The sequence below is a fragment of the Prauserella endophytica genome, from assembly GCF_005146945.1.
In the GTDB taxonomy this organism is placed as follows: Bacteria; Actinomycetota; Actinomycetes; order Mycobacteriales; family Pseudonocardiaceae; genus Prauserella_A; species Prauserella_A endophytica.
Window position 1 is genome coordinate 158,912 of the sequence record NZ_SWMS01000010.1, and the last position, 12,833, is coordinate 171,744.

Here is a 12,833-nt window from a genome sequence, read left to right on the forward strand (position 1 = left end):
TGATTGCCGACGCGTTCCCGCGGGTAGCCCCGGCCCATGGGGAAGACCGTCGCGCAGCAGCTCATCGCCGATCATCTCGTGAGTGGCGACATGGTGCCGGGGGAGGAGATCGGGCTCCGGATCGACCAGACCCTGACCCAGGACGCCACCGGCACGCTCGTGATGCAGGAGCTGGAGGCGCTCGGCCTCGATCGCGTGCGCACCGAGGTGAGCGTGCAGTACGTCGACCACAACCTGCTGCAGGCCGACGAGAAGAACGCCGAGGATCACGCGTTCCTGCGCTCGGCGTGCCGGAAGTACGGGCTGTGGTTCTCCAAGCCGGGCAACGGTGTCTCCCACCCCACGCACATGCAGCGCTTCGGCGCGCCCGGTAAGAGCATGGTCGGCTCCGACTCGCACACGTGCGCCGCGGGCTCACTCGGGATGCTCGCGATGGGCGTCGGCGGGCTCGAGGCGGCCATGGCCATCGCCGGCGAGCCCGTGTACCTGCGGATGCCCGAGATCTGGGGTGTCCGCCTGACCGGTGAACTGCCGCCGTGGGTGTCGGCGAAGGACGTGGTGCTGGAGATGCTGCGCCGCCACGGGGTCAAGGGCGGGCTGAACCGGATCATCGAGTACCACGGCCCCGGGGTGGCGACGCTGTCGGCGATGGACCGGCACGTGATCGCCAACATGGGCGCCGAGCTCGGCGCGACGACGACGGTGTTCCCTTCCGACGACGCCGTGCGCGCGTTCCTGCGCGCCGAGGGCCGGGAGGGCGACTTCACCGAGCTCGTCGCCGATCCGGACGCCGACTACGACATCACCGACGAGATCGAGCTGTCCACTCTGGAGCCGCTGATCGCGCGACCGTCCTCACCGGACAACGTGGTGCCGGTGTCCCAGGTGGCGGGCACGGAGGTGGGCCAGGTCGTGATCGGCTCGTCGGCGAACCCGGGTCTGCGCGACTTCGCGATCGCCGCGCACCTGGTGCGGGGCAGGCAGACCGACGACGCCGTGAGCTTCGACGTCAACCCGTCGTCGCGGGAGATCTTCGCCGACCTCACCAAACGGGGTGACACGTTCGACCTGATCTCCGCGGGCGCGCGCATCCACCAGGCAGGCTGCCTCGGCTGCATCGGCATGGGCCAGGCACCGGCCGTCGGCCACAACTCGCTGCGTACGTTCCCCCGCAACTTCCCCGGCCGCTCGGGTACGCGCGAGGACGCCGTGTGGCTGTGCTCGCCGGAGACCGCGGCCGCCTCGGCCCTCACCGGGGTGATCACCGATCCGCGTGACCTGGCCGGCGAGCTGGGCCTGGAGTGGCCGGACCTGCGGCTGCCGGAGCACGCCTCGGTGAACACGGACATGCTGGTGCCGCCGCTGCCGCCCGAGCAGGCCACGCGCGAGGAGCTCGTCAAGGGGCCCAACATCTCGGCGCTGCCGGACTTCCCGCCGCTGCCGGACAGCATCGAGGCGCCCGTGCTGCTGAAGGTGGGCGACAACGTGTCGACCGACGAGATCTCGCCCGCGGGCGCGAGAGCGCTGCCGTTCCGGTCCAATGTGCCCAAGCTGGCTGAGTTCACGTTCACGCAGATCGACGAGACCTACCCGGAGCGGGCCCGCCGGACCGACGGGCACGTGGTGGTCGGCGGCGACAACTACGGGCAGGGCTCGTCGCGGGAACACGCGGCGATCACGCCCCGGCACCTCGGGCTCAAGGCCGTGATCGCGAAGTCCTTCGCCCGGATCCACTGGCAGAACCTGGCGAACTTCGGGATCCTCGCGCTCGAGTTCCGCGACCCGGCCGACTACGACCGCGTCGAGCAGGGCGACACGCTCGTGCTCGCCGACCTGCGCGAGCAGCTGCCCGGCGGCCCCGAGCTGTCCGTGCGCAACGCGACGAAGGGCGAGAACTACGCGCTGCGCCATCGGCTCTCGGAGCGTCAGGTGGAGGCGGTGCTCGCGGGCGGGCGGATTCCGCTGCTGGCGCGGTCCTGACGGCGATGCGCGCGCCGGTAGGCCGACGGTGCCGCGTCGTAGTGGTCGAGGAACGCCTGCCGGAGCGTCTCGGTGGAGCCGAACCCGCACCGGCGGGCGACGGCCGAGAGCGGTAGCTCAGTGGTGGTCAGCAGTTGCGCGGCGGCCTCGGCGCGCGCGGCGCGGACGTAGCGGCTCGGCGAGGTCCCGAGGTGCTCGGCGAACAGGCGGGTGAGCTGGCGTTCGCTCACGCCGGCCGCCGCGGCCAGCGCGGGCGTGCTCAGGTCCCCGGCCAGCCCCGCGGCGATGTGCGTGGTCACCTGGTGCACCACCCGGTGTGCCGACGACGGCGCGGCCGTGAGGAACATGCTGACCTGCGCCTGGTTGCCGGGTCGCTGGAGGTACGTCACGAGGTGGCGGGCGACCTCGCGGGCGATGTCTGGCCCGTGGTCCTCTTCGACCAGGGCGAGCGCGAGATCGAGCGCGCTCGTGACGCCGGCCGAGGTGTAGACGTTGCCGTCCCGGATGAACAACGGAGCGGGATCGACGGTCACACCGGGGTAGCTGCCGGCGAAGCGGGACGCCCAGAACCAGTGGGTGGTCGCGCGCCGCCCGGTCAGCAGTCCCGCGGCCGCGAGCACCGTGGAGCCGGTGCAGACGGACGTGACCCTGCGGGTCGCTGCGGCCAGCCTGCGCAGGTGCGTGGTCAGGCGCACGTCGGCCGCGGCCGCCTCGTGCCCGAGGCCTCCCGCGACGACGAGTGTGTCGAGGGGACCGGAGAGCCGGTCGAGCCGCTCGTGCACCGCCAGCGTCAGGCCGGAGGTGCTGCGCAAGGGCCTGCCGTCGATGCTGGCGAGGCGGATGTCGTAGCCGGGGGTGACCCCCAGCCGGTTCACCGCGTCGAAGACGTCCGAGGGGCAGGCGATGTCCAGCAGGGCCGCGTCCTCGTAGCCGATGATCACGACACGCCTCATGCGCTGGAGGCTAGCAGCACCTGGCCGGCGGACAGGGTTCGCAGAGATCCGGACATCGCCGCCCGCCGGGTGCGGTGCGGTCGCCACTGTGTCGGTCATGGAGACGAAGACGATCGCGTTCGTGCTGTACCCGGGTCTGACGCCGCTGGACCTGGTGGGGCCGCTGCAGGTGCTCTCCGTGTTGCCGGTGGTGCTGCCCGGCTACGAGGTGGCGGTGGTCGGGGAGACCCGCGAGCCGGTGGTCACAGACACGCCGGTGCGGCTCGCCCCGAGCCACACGTTCGCCGAGGTCCCAGACCCGGCGGTGGTCCTCGTGCCAGGTGGGTTGGCGCCGACGATGAAGGCGATGACGGACGAGACGCTGCTGTCGTACCTCCGGAGGGCGGCGGTGAACGCGGACGTGGTGGGCTCGGTGTGCACGGGCTCGCTGATTCTGGGTGCCGCGGGCCTGCTGGAAGGCCGCGAGGCGACCACGCACTGGGCGTTCCTGGAGCAGCTCGCCGCGCTGGACGCCAAACCGGTGCGGCGCCGGTGGGTGGAGGACGGCCGCGTGTTCACGGCGGCGGGCGTCTCGGCGGGGATCGACCTGGCGCTGCACCTCGTGCGCACGCTGGCGGGCGAGGATGTGGCGAGGCAGGTGCAGTTCGGCATCGAGTACGACCCCGAGCCGCCGTTCGGCCCGCTCGACTGGGCGGCCGCGCCGCACGAGTTCTGGGCGCCCCTGCGCCGCGCGGCGCTGGAGGAGGGCCTCGCCGGCAGCCCGGAGCTGTCGGCTCGCCTGCTCGGATGACCCGAGCGCGGGCCCGTGCAGGCCTGCTCCCGGGGCTGTCGGCGCCGCTCGTCACTGCCGGGGACGGGTGGTGTGCGGTCGACGAGGACTTCAACCATGCTGAGCCGGCGGGCTCGCTCGGCTACCAGGTGGTCCTCTGCCGCTCAAGGAGGCCGCACCCGCTGTGAGGCGGGTGGAGGGGGCAAGGTAAAGTACTGCCATCGCCTTCGAGAGAAGGTGATGGCCGGGCTGTGGCGCAGTTTGGTAGCGCACTTGACTGGGGGTCAAGGGGTCGCAGGTTCAAATCCTGTCAGCCCGACGGTCGTGACAGAGCCCCTGATCTCGCAGTTCTTTGAGGTCAGGGGTCTTTTTGCAGGTCATGCCGGTGATCATGGCGACGATCTACACCGCCTTGAGCTTGGGACCACTTTGGGACCTGCGGAGGTAGGGAGCGGGCCAGGCGCCTGCGGGACCGAGCTGACCGCCGGCATGTCACGGGCCGAGGTGGTCGGCCTGCTCGGGGAGCCGATGGCGAAGACGAACGTGGGGGAGTTGCTGGCCGCGCAGCGCTCGGTGCGCTCGCTGGGCGGCCGTGACGCCGACGTCGAGCTGTGGTTCCTCGAGGTGCCGCCTACCCGGGATCGGGTGCTGCGGATCGCCTTCGGCGACGGCCGGGACCTCGGCATCGAGGAGGTCGACCGGCCGTCGCCGTGAGGCGAGCCCGCCGGTCAGAGCCCCTGCGCGTAGCCGCCGTCGACGGCCAGCTCGACGCCGGTGGTGAACGTGGCTCCGGTGGCCAGGAACAACGCCGCCGTGGCGATCTCCTCGGGAGTGCCGTTGCGGCCGAGTGGCGTGGTTTCGCTGCCCTGTGCGATGAACGCCGCTCGTTCGTCCTCGGTCAGGCCGGTGACGCCCATCGTCGGGGTGACGATGAAGCCGGGAGCGAGCGTGTTGACCCGGATGCGCCGTGGCGCCAGCTCGGCCGCGAGCACCTGCGCGAACGCCGTGATCGCCTCCTTCGAGGCGGAGTAGGCGCTCAGCCCCGGGAAGATCGAGTCGTTGGCCACGGTGGTGAGCACGATGGCACCACCGTCGCGCAGGAGCGGCGCGAGCCGCTGCACGGTGAAGAAGGACCCCTTGGTGTTCACCGCGAAGTGCCGGTCCCACGACTCCTCGGTGACCTGGTCGAACGGCCGGATCTCGGCGATGCCGTGGTTGACGAACAGGTAGTCGAGCCCACCGAGGTTCTCCTGCACGTAGGCGGCGAGTGCGTCGATGTCGGTCAGCTCGGCGGCATCGGAGCGCAGGACGTGGGCGAGCGGCGAGTCGAGCTCGGCGCGCGCCTTGCCGACGTTGTCCCGGTTGCGGCCGGTGGCCACCACCTCGGCGCCGTCGTCGAGCAACGCTCGCGCGATCGCCAGCCCCATGCCGTGGGTGCCGCCGGTGACGACAGCCGATCGTCCGGTCAGAGTTCTCATGTCAGCCTCCACAGTGGATCGAGCACCACCACGGGAATGACCCGTCTGGTGCGCGGTTGGTAGTAGGTGCGGTAGACGGGGGCGAGCTCGCACATGAGCCGCCAGAGCCGTTCGCGCTCGGCTCCCTCGGCGGTGTGCGCGCGGGCGACGAGCCGCTCGCCGCGCACCTGGATGTGCACCTCCGGGTGGACCAGCAGGTTGCGGTACCACTGCGGGTGCGTCTCGGTGGGCCGGGAGCCGGAGGCCACCAGCACGTAGCGATCGCCGTCGCTGCCGAAGAACAGGCCCGTCCGGCGCAGCGTGCCGCTCGTGCGGCCGACGGTGGTGAGCACGAGGTTGGTGGCCCCGCCCTCCAGGTAGCCGTCGGCCCCGTCGGTGGCCAGGTACCGCCGGACATGTTCGGTGACCGAGCCGTCGGGGCTGTCGGTGGCCTCCGCGGCGAAGACCTCGGCCCAGTGCTGCCTGCTCACGGCCGCTCCTCGCCGCGCCAGATCCGGGCGGGCACGCCGCGCGCGAGGTCGCGGCCGCGCAGCACCTGGATCCGCCACGGATCCAGCCGCAGCACCCGGAACCCCGGATCGCCGGGTCCACGCCAGAACCGGGCGGGGTCGTAGCCGCAGCCCGCCGGGCTGCCGCGCCGGTAGAGCTCCCAGACGTGCCGGGAGACCTCCGGATCGTCGGTCCACGCGGCCACGCTGTCGACTGCGACCACGTCCTGGGAGGGGCTCCAGTACGAGGTGGTCACGTGCGGGTTGTGCGCGAGGTGGTCCACCTTCACCGGGGTCGGGAACGTGCCGAGCCAGCCGACCGGCACCTCGTCGTCGAGCTCCCACACGGCGATCAGCACGCGGGAGCGGGGGCGCCCGTGCCGGTCGACCGTGGTCATCGTGCAGTAGCCGATGTCGCCGATGATCGCGGCGACGTCCTGGCGGAGCTCCGCGAAGGCCACGCCCTCGCGGGTGGTTTTCGGTGTCGTTGTCATCGCCCTCCAGCCAGCAGCCGTCGAGTTGGACGAACAACCGCTGGAAAGCTCGATAAGGCGTTTCCACGTCTAAGCTGGTTCCCATGGACACGCTCTCCCAGCTCCTGCGGGACGTCTGCCCCCGCGGGGCGTCGTTCCGGCGCACGACCGTGTCGCCGCCGTGGTCGCGGCAGTTCGGGACCGGTGCGCCGCTGACCCTGCTGGCGATCGCGCAGGGCGCGGCCCGGCTCAGCCCGGCCGACGGCGCGCCCGCCGACCTTCGGGCGGGCACCGTGGTGCTCGCCCTCGGCACCCAGCGCTACGCCCTCGGCGACGCGGGCGGCGGCACCGCCGAAGTGCTCACGGGCGCCTTCACCGCCGAGGGCAGCCTGTGCGACCGCATTCTCGGCGGACTGCCGCCGCTGCTGGTGGTGCGCACGGACGCGGTGACCCACCTGCTGGAGCTGGTCACCGCCGAGCTGGCCGAGGAGCGGCCCGGCAGGCAGGCCATCCTCGACCACCTCCTCGGGCTGCTGCTCGTGACGGCCTTGCGGGACTGGCTCGCGCGCCCGGAGTCGGACGCACCGCTGTGGTACCACGCGCAGCACGACCCCGTGACGGGCGTGGCGCTCCGCCTGATGCACGCCGATCCAGCACATCCCTGGTCCGTCGGCGAACTCGCCCGCAGGGCCGCGGTCTCCCGCGCCACCTTCGCCCGGCGCTTCGCCGACCTGGTCGGCGAGCCTCCCATGGCGTACCTCACGTGCTGGCGGATCTGCCTCGCCGCCGACCTGCTCGAGCACACCGACGACACGGTGAACGCGATCGCCCGCCGGGTCGGCTACACCGACGCCGACGCGCTCAGCGTGGCGTTCAAGCGCGTGCGCGGCATCCGGCCGGTGGAACACCGTGCGGCGCAACGGCGGGCGACGTCGCTGCCCGCGACGGCTACGATCCCGTGACTCGCACCGAGCCGGAGGACCCTCGTTCATGGAGGTCTGGATCAGCCCGGTCTGGTCCAAGTGCCGTGCCGCGCTGTCGTTGCTCGACGCCGAGGCCGCCGGTAACACGGTGCGGTACTACCTGGAGGATCCGCCCACTGTGGACGAACTGACCAGGGTGCCGCGGCGCCTGCGGCTGGAGCACTGGGACATCGCCCGCGTCGGCGAGCCCGTGGCCGCCGAACTGGGGCTGGCCGACTGGCCACGTGACGACGCCGACCGGGGCCGGCGCTGGAGGCGCCGGCGGCGCACCCGGCGCTCATCCAGCGGCCGATCATCACCGCCGACGACGGCACCACCGTGGTGGGCCGTACGCCGGAGGCGGTGCGCTCCGTGCTGCCGTAGCGAGGGCCGGCCGGTCGAGGACGTTCCGGCTGGTCGGAGCGACCGGCCAGCGATGGCCGCCACCTGACCTTCCCGTGGGCGCGGCACGGGCGTGAGGGTGGGCCCGACATCGACGTCGGGATCCCCGCCGCGCCTCGACCCGCCGGGCAGGAGCACGGAGAGTCCGATCGCGACCAGCCGGTCCACTCCGGCCCGCCGCAGGCCGGTGACGAGTGCCCGTGCGGCACCGATGAAGACGCGCCCGGATCGGTGCCCTCGCCGTAGACGGCGACCGCGTGGATCGCCGCATCGTGCCCGGGCGCCAGCTCGGCCACCGACACCGCATCGGTGACGTCACCGGCGACGACCCGGACCCCGTCGGACGCCAAACCGTTCTGGCGCGCCGGTTCGCGCACCACCGCGGTGACGTCGTGTCCGCGCCGGCGCGCCTCGGCGACCACCGCCCGGCAGCCTGCCCCGAACCACGATCTTGACCATGCTCGGAATACCTCCCACTGAGTCGTCGCTCTGGAAGGCATCCAGCAGGCCGGTTACCGCTTGGATACCGCGAGAGGGAGGACGCCTCGATGACCGACACCGGGCAGCCATTGCCTTCCGGCCTGTTCGGCGAGCTGTGCCCGTCGTCGCTGGTGCCGTTCCGCTTCGGCGACAGCAAGTGGTCGGCGCTGGTGTTGCGGTGCCTCGAGGACGGCCCGCGCCGGTTCTCCGAGCCGCGCGTGCCACTGCACCGCGTCACCCCGAAGGTCCTCACCGAGACGCTGCGCGGGCTGGAGCGCGACGGGTTGGTCTCGCGCACGGTGCACGCCGGGCCGAGACCGCGCGTCGAGTACGCGCTGACGCCGCTGGGCCGCGGCCTGCTGGTGCCGCTGGCCGTCGCGTGCGCGTGGGCGGCCCAGCACTGGGACGAACTGCTGGACGCGCGCGAGCGAGCCAGTTAGTCCGCCGGTGGCAGGAGTTGTGCAATTCCGGCCGTTCTGCTGTGGTGCCGAAACCACGTTCGCGCGACACAGTGCATTGTGGACGACTATCTGATTTTCCCTTTGTTCACAGCAGGATTCTGTCGCTTCTGAGGAATCGAACTGGGAAAGGCAGAGCGTTCATGGTTTCCGTTCTGAGGCGTGCTGTGTCCGTGGGTGCGATCGTGGTGGGCGCCACGGTGGGGCCGGCCTTGCCCGCCGGCGCGGCGGCGGCCGACTACTCGTGCCCGCCGGGTAGCGCGGCCGCGTGGAACCGCACCGCCGAGATCGCTCCGGTGTACGAGTTCCCCGGCAGCGGCGAGGCGTTCACCTCGATCTATCCGAACGCGCAGCTGTGCAAGGACCACAACCGGGCCAACGGCCCCGGCGGGGTCTACTACCACCTGACGGCGGACGGCAGCTCGTCACGAGCTCATCTGCTGCCGCGGGCTGGTTTCGAAATCCGCCAGGGCGCCGAAATTGTGGCCCATGCGGTCACGCTTCGTCCGGAGGTAGCGCAGGTTCTGCGGGGTCTCGACGGTCTGGAGTGCGACGCGTCCCACGATCTCGAGCGCGTGGTCGTCGAGAGCGCTGTACTTTGCCGGGTTGTTGGTGATGAGCCGGAGCCTGCAGATCCCCAGGTGCCTCAGGATCTGAGCCCCGGCACCGTAGGAGCGGGAGTCCACGGGCAGCCCCTGGGCGACATTGGCGTCGACGGTGTCGAGGCCGGACTCCTGCAGGGCGTAGGCACGGATCTTGCGGGCCAGTCCGATTCCGCGCCCCTCGTGGCCGCGGAGGTAGACGATCGCGCCGCAGCCCTCATCGGTCACCGCGCGCATCGCCTGCTCGAGCTGGGCGCCGCAGTCGCAGCGCACCGAGCCGAGAATGTCGCCCGTGAGGCACTCGCTGTGCACGCGGACCAGAGCGCCCCGTTCGGTGTGCCCCGCGGACGCCACGTCGCCCATGACGAGGGCGAGGTGTTCTGCGCCGTCCAGCCGTGACCGGTACGCGATGGCGCGGAAGTCGCCGAAGACGGTCGGCATCGCCGAGGACGCGACCGGCTCGACGAGCTGCTCCGTGGCGCGCCGGTGACGGACGAGGTCGGCGATGGCGAGGACCGGCAGGTCGTGTTCGGCGGCGAAGGCCGTCAGTGCCGCGCCGCGCAGCATTTCGCCATCGGGACCGATCAGCTCGCTGATGACGCCGACCGGTTCGCGACCGGCGAGCCGCAGCAGATCGACAGCGGCTTCGGTGTGCCCGGCGCGCACGAGTACGCCGCCGTCGCGCGCCCGCAACGGGAAGACGTGGCCGGGACGGCGGAGCTGCCCGGCCGTCGTCCGCGGATCGGCCAGCGCCCGGCAGGTCCGGGCACGTTCGGTCGCGGAAACCCCCGTGCCGGTGTCCCGCTGGTCGACGGTCACGGTGAAGGCGGTGGAGTGCGCGTCCTGGTTGTCCACGACCATCGCCGGAAGCTCGAGCGCGTCGGCACGGTCCGCGGTCATCGGTGTGCACACGATTCCGGTGGTGTGCGCGACGAGGAAGGTCATCTGCTCGGCGGTGACGCTGTCCGCGGGCAGGACAAGGTCGCCCTCGTCCTCCCGGTCGTGGTCGTCGACGACCACGACCATACGTCCCTCGGCCAGCGCCCGCACGGCGGCGCCCACACTCCGGGCCGGGTATGTCGCCGGGCCTGCGGCGCCTGACGTGGTGGTCATGGTGAACCTCCTGGGTCTCGAAGCATCGGCCCACACATGGACAAATGTTAGTTTAGATTAACGTCCCGGTCGTCGTTGACCAGGAACCGTGCTGCGCTATACGTTATCGGCCAATAACATTCTAGGGAAGGGGCCGACATGGACTTCATCCTCACGATCCGGGGCCACCGCGACCCGGAGCAGTGTGCTGCCGTAGAGCCGCCGACCCCCGCCGGCGCTCCGGCCGGGGGTGACGTGCGATGAGCCACGACCCGGCCTCGGTATCCTTCGAGCCGTTGACCCCGGTGTCCTTCTTGGACCGCGCCGCGGCAGCGCACGGGGATCGGGTCGCGGTGGTCGATGGACGTTCCCGGTGGACGTACGCGGAGTTGCGTGACCGTTGTCAGCGTCTGGCGGGAGGGTTGGCGCCGGTGGCCGACGGGCACCCGGTGGCGGTGCTCGCGCCGAACACGCACGAGTCGCTGGAGGCACATTTCGGGGTGCCGTGGGCGGGCGTGCCGCTGGTCGCGGTCAACACCCGGCTGGCGGTGGGCGAGGTCGCCTACATCCTCGAGCACTCCCAGGCCGCCGTGCTGATCCACGACCCGTCGTTCGACGCGCTGGTGGACGAGGTCCTCGGCCGGCTGGACGCCCCGCCGCACCGGATCCGCCTGGGGCGGGAGTACGAGGACCTCCTCGCCGCGGCGGAGCCGCTGCACCTGACACCGGCGGACGAGCGGTCGTTGCTGTCGGTCAATTACACCTCGGGGACCACGGGCCGTCCGAAGGGCGTCATGTACCACCACCGGGGCGCGTACCTGCAAGCATTGGCCATGGTGGGCCACGCGGGGCTGACGCCGTCGAGCGTGCACCTGTGGACCCTGCCGATGTTCCACTGCAACGGGTGGACGTTCCCGTGGGCGGTGACCGCGGCGGCCGCGACGCACCTCTGCCTGGCCAAAGTGGATCCGGCCGAGATCTGGCGCCTGCTCCGGGACGAGGGTGTCACGCACCTCAACGGGGCGCCGACGGTGCTGTCGATGATCGCCTACGCCCGTGAGGCCGCGCCGCTGGACCGCACGGTGCGGATCGCCACCGGCGGGGCGCCCCCGTCGCCGGCGATCCTGCGGCGGATGGCGGAACTGGGGTTCGAGGTCACGCACCTCTACGGGCTGACCGAGACCTACGGCCCGGCGATGCTGTGCGACTGGCGTCCGGAGTGGAACGACCGCGACGCCGACGCGCGGGCACGACTCAAGGCGCGCCAGGGCGTCGGGAACATGATCGCGTGCGTGCCGCGGGTGATCGCCGACGACGGCACGGACGTCCCCGCGGACGGCGTCACCACGGGGCAGATCGCGTTGCGCGGCAACAACCTCATGCTCGGTTACCTCGACGACCCGGAGGCCACCCTGGCCGCGGTGCCGGACGGGTGGTTCCGCACCGGCGACATCGGCGTCGTGCATCCGGACGGGTACGTGGAGCTTCGGGACCGCTCCAAGGACGTGATCATCTCGGGCGGGGAGAACATCGCCTCGGTCGAGGTGGAGCAGACGATCATGGATCACCCGGCGGTGCTGGAGGTGGCCGTGATCGCGGTGCCGGACGAGCGCTGGGGTGAGGTCCCGGCCGCCTACGTGACGCTGCGGGACGGCGCCACGGCGACCGAAGCGGAGATCATCGAGCACGTGCGGGGCAGGCTGGCGCGGTTCAAGGCGCCGAAGAAGGTCACGTTCACCGAGTTGCCGAAGACCTCCACCGGGAAGATCCAAAAGTTCGTGCTGCGGGACGAGGCCTGGGCCGGGAACGAGATCCGCATCCGGTGAACGACGTGCACGGACCGGTGACCGGGAGCGCCCCGGTCATCGGTTCAGCCGCGTTGCGCGTCCCCGTCGTGCGTGCGCTGGAGGTCGCTGGCGAAGCAGCCGAGCATCTCGGCGAACCGGTCACGCGATTCCGGCGTCCAGCCGGCCAGGGCTTCGGTGATTCGAGCGGCCCCGCGCCGGCGTTCGGCGTCCCGTGCCCGGTGGCCAGCGATGGCCACCGCGAGCAGGCTGGCGCGACCGTCCCCGGGATCGGCGCGGCGTTCGACGAGCCCGGACCGGACCAGGTTGGCAACCTGCCTGCTGCCTGTCGACGGGTTCACGCCCATCGCCGCGGCGATCTCTCCCGAGCGGTGCGGGCCGGGCACGTGGCTGCGGATCACTGTGGGCAGCAGGACGTTGCGCACCGCGATCGTCGCCGAGCGAAAACGGCACCGGCGAACAGGAACGCGATCGACGGAAGCGATCGGATCACCGTGCCGGTCGCCAGCACCACGAGGGCGGCCACGAGGAGACGGGCGGTGCCGACCCGGTTCTAGACGCGCCCGACGAAAGGTGAAGTGGCCGCGAGCACCCGCAGCGGCAGAGTGCTCAGCACGCCACCCGCGGACGCGGCCGGCCCGGTGTCCTGCTCGATGGCCGGCAGCAGCGTGCCCACACCGTCAAGGTCGCGTGCAGGTTCTCCGCCACCAGGATCGCCATCACGAGGCCGGCGGAAAGCCGAGGCGGGACAACCGTTTCGGCCGCGGCGCGCTCGGCGTGTGAGGTCCTCGAGCCGGTCACCGCCCTCGCTCCGTCCCGGTCTCGGTGAGCTTCACGATCTCGCTGGCGTGGTGGCGCGCGCCGACCTCGTCCCGGGCGGCGATCGCCTCG

General features: G+C 71.7%; 13 protein-coding genes, 1 tRNA gene and 2 pseudogenes. 8 read left to right on the forward strand and 8 right to left on the reverse strand.

Annotation, left to right across the window (positions count from 1 at the left end; translation table 11 throughout):
- Positions 1-36: 36 nt before the first annotated feature.
- Complete coding sequence (locus FCN18_RS19430; RefSeq protein ID WP_137095771.1) at positions 37-1,980, forward strand: aconitate hydratase; 1,944 nt, start codon at positions 37-39, stop codon at positions 1,978-1,980.
- Here FCN18_RS19430 and FCN18_RS19435 read toward each other — a convergent pair.
- Positions 1,926-2,933 (reverse strand): GlxA family transcriptional regulator, encoded by a 1,008-nt coding sequence (locus FCN18_RS19435; RefSeq protein WP_137095772.1) that lies wholly within the window; start codon positions 2,931-2,933, stop codon positions 1,926-1,928. The genes FCN18_RS19430 and FCN18_RS19435 overlap by 55 nt on opposite strands.
- A gap of 97 nt (positions 2,934-3,030) precedes the next feature.
- Between FCN18_RS19435 and FCN18_RS19440 the strand changes: the two genes are divergently transcribed.
- From FCN18_RS19440 to FCN18_RS19450, 3 genes are all read left to right on the forward strand, one after another.
- On the forward strand, positions 3,031-3,723 hold the full coding sequence (locus FCN18_RS19440; RefSeq protein ID WP_137095773.1) for a DJ-1/PfpI family protein: 693 nt from the start codon (positions 3,031-3,033) through the stop codon (positions 3,721-3,723).
- 224 nt (positions 3,724-3,947) lie between these two features.
- A tRNA-Pro gene (locus tag FCN18_RS19445) sits at positions 3,948-4,021 on the forward strand.
- 170 nt (positions 4,022-4,191) lie between these two features.
- Entirely contained in the window at positions 4,192-4,416 is a 225-nt protein-coding gene (locus FCN18_RS19450; RefSeq protein ID WP_137095774.1) for a hypothetical protein, read from the forward strand.
- A 14-nt stretch (positions 4,417-4,430) separates the two neighbouring features.
- Here FCN18_RS19450 and FCN18_RS19455 read toward each other — a convergent pair whose 3' ends face one another.
- Genes FCN18_RS19455 through FCN18_RS40210 form a run of 3 tightly spaced genes read right to left on the reverse strand, consistent with a single transcriptional unit; the run spans position 4,431 to position 6,162 of the window.
- Positions 4,431-5,180, reverse strand: a complete 750-nt coding sequence (locus FCN18_RS19455) for an SDR family oxidoreductase (protein WP_112268412.1) — start codon at positions 5,178-5,180, stop codon at positions 4,431-4,433.
- Positions 5,177-5,650 (reverse strand): nitroreductase/quinone reductase family protein, encoded by a 474-nt coding sequence (locus FCN18_RS40205; RefSeq protein WP_112268414.1) that lies wholly within the window; start codon positions 5,648-5,650, stop codon positions 5,177-5,179. Before FCN18_RS40205 ends, FCN18_RS19455 begins: the two co-directional genes overlap by 4 nt.
- Entirely contained in the window at positions 5,647-6,162 is a 516-nt protein-coding gene (locus FCN18_RS40210) for a pyridoxamine 5'-phosphate oxidase family protein (RefSeq protein ID WP_137095775.1), read from the reverse strand. The genes FCN18_RS40205 and FCN18_RS40210 overlap by 4 nt, the downstream gene beginning before the upstream one ends.
- A gap of 83 nt (positions 6,163-6,245) precedes the next feature.
- On the opposite strand from FCN18_RS40210, the gene FCN18_RS19470 reads away from it, so the two are divergent.
- Together FCN18_RS19470 and FCN18_RS19475 are read left to right on the forward strand one after the other, a co-directional pair.
- Positions 6,246-7,103, forward strand: coding sequence for an AraC family transcriptional regulator (locus FCN18_RS19470; protein WP_137095776.1), 858 nt, complete (start codon positions 6,246-6,248; stop codon positions 7,101-7,103).
- A gap of 28 nt (positions 7,104-7,131) precedes the next feature.
- Positions 7,132-7,487: pseudogene (locus FCN18_RS19475) on the forward strand (ArsC/Spx/MgsR family protein).
- A gap of 278 nt (positions 7,488-7,765) precedes the next feature.
- On the opposite strand, the pseudogene FCN18_RS19480 reads toward FCN18_RS19475, so the two are convergent.
- Positions 7,766-8,005: pseudogene (locus FCN18_RS19480) on the reverse strand (NAD(P)H-binding protein); the annotation flags it as partial.
- A 48-nt stretch (positions 8,006-8,053) separates the two neighbouring features.
- Here FCN18_RS19480 and FCN18_RS19485 point away from each other — a divergent pair.
- Positions 8,054-8,425 (forward strand): winged helix-turn-helix transcriptional regulator, encoded by a 372-nt coding sequence (locus FCN18_RS19485; protein WP_137095777.1) that lies wholly within the window; start codon positions 8,054-8,056, stop codon positions 8,423-8,425.
- Between the two features lie 443 nt (positions 8,426-8,868).
- Here FCN18_RS19485 and FCN18_RS19490 read toward each other — a convergent pair whose 3' ends face one another.
- Positions 8,869-10,158 carry a bifunctional 3,4-dihydroxy-2-butanone-4-phosphate synthase/GTP cyclohydrolase II gene (locus FCN18_RS19490; protein WP_137095778.1) on the reverse strand — a complete coding sequence of 430 codons (1,290 nt, stop codon included), beginning with the start codon at positions 10,156-10,158 and terminating at the stop codon, positions 8,869-8,871.
- Positions 10,159-10,397: 239 nt separating this feature from the next.
- On the opposite strand from FCN18_RS19490, the gene FCN18_RS19495 reads away from it, so the two are divergent.
- Positions 10,398-11,963: an acyl--CoA ligase family protein gene (locus FCN18_RS19495; protein ID WP_137095779.1), complete on the forward strand. Its 1,566-nt coding sequence runs from the start codon at positions 10,398-10,400 to the stop codon at positions 11,961-11,963.
- Positions 11,964-12,007: 44 nt separating this feature from the next.
- Here the strand turns inward: FCN18_RS19495 and FCN18_RS39780 are convergent, their stop codons facing one another.
- On the reverse strand, positions 12,008-12,367 hold the full coding sequence (locus FCN18_RS39780) for a MarR family winged helix-turn-helix transcriptional regulator (RefSeq protein WP_228714043.1): 360 nt from the start codon (positions 12,365-12,367) through the stop codon (positions 12,008-12,010).
- Between the two features lie 128 nt (positions 12,368-12,495).
- The gene (locus FCN18_RS40570; protein WP_267285369.1) at positions 12,496-12,618 is read right to left on the reverse strand and encodes a hypothetical protein; all 123 of its coding nucleotides are present in this window, start codon (positions 12,616-12,618) and stop codon (positions 12,496-12,498) included.
- Positions 12,619-12,833 lie beyond the last annotated feature (215 nt).

Coding starts and splice junctions, on each gene's coding strand:
- FCN18_RS19430 (WP_137095771.1), top strand. CDS start 37: ATGGGGAAGACCGTCGCGCAGCAGCTCATCGCCGATCATCTCGTGAGT.
- FCN18_RS19435 (WP_137095772.1), bottom strand. CDS start 2,933: ATGAGGCGTGTCGTGATCATCGGCTACGAGGACGCGGCCCTGCTGGAC.
- FCN18_RS19440 (WP_137095773.1), top strand. CDS start 3,031: ATGGAGACGAAGACGATCGCGTTCGTGCTGTACCCGGGTCTGACGCCG.
- FCN18_RS19450 (WP_137095774.1), top strand. CDS start 4,192: ATGTCACGGGCCGAGGTGGTCGGCCTGCTCGGGGAGCCGATGGCGAAG.
- FCN18_RS19455 (WP_112268412.1), bottom strand. CDS start 5,180: ATGAGAACTCTGACCGGACGATCGGCTGTCGTCACCGGCGGCACCCAC.
- FCN18_RS40210 (WP_137095775.1), bottom strand. CDS start 6,162: ATGACAACGACACCGAAAACCACCCGCGAGGGCGTGGCCTTCGCGGAG.
- FCN18_RS19470 (WP_137095776.1), top strand. CDS start 6,246: ATGGACACGCTCTCCCAGCTCCTGCGGGACGTCTGCCCCCGCGGGGCG.
- FCN18_RS19485 (WP_137095777.1), top strand. CDS start 8,054: ATGACCGACACCGGGCAGCCATTGCCTTCCGGCCTGTTCGGCGAGCTG.
- FCN18_RS19490 (WP_137095778.1), bottom strand. CDS start 10,158: ATGACCACCACGTCAGGCGCCGCAGGCCCGGCGACATACCCGGCCCGG.
- FCN18_RS19495 (WP_137095779.1), top strand. CDS start 10,398: ATGAGCCACGACCCGGCCTCGGTATCCTTCGAGCCGTTGACCCCGGTG.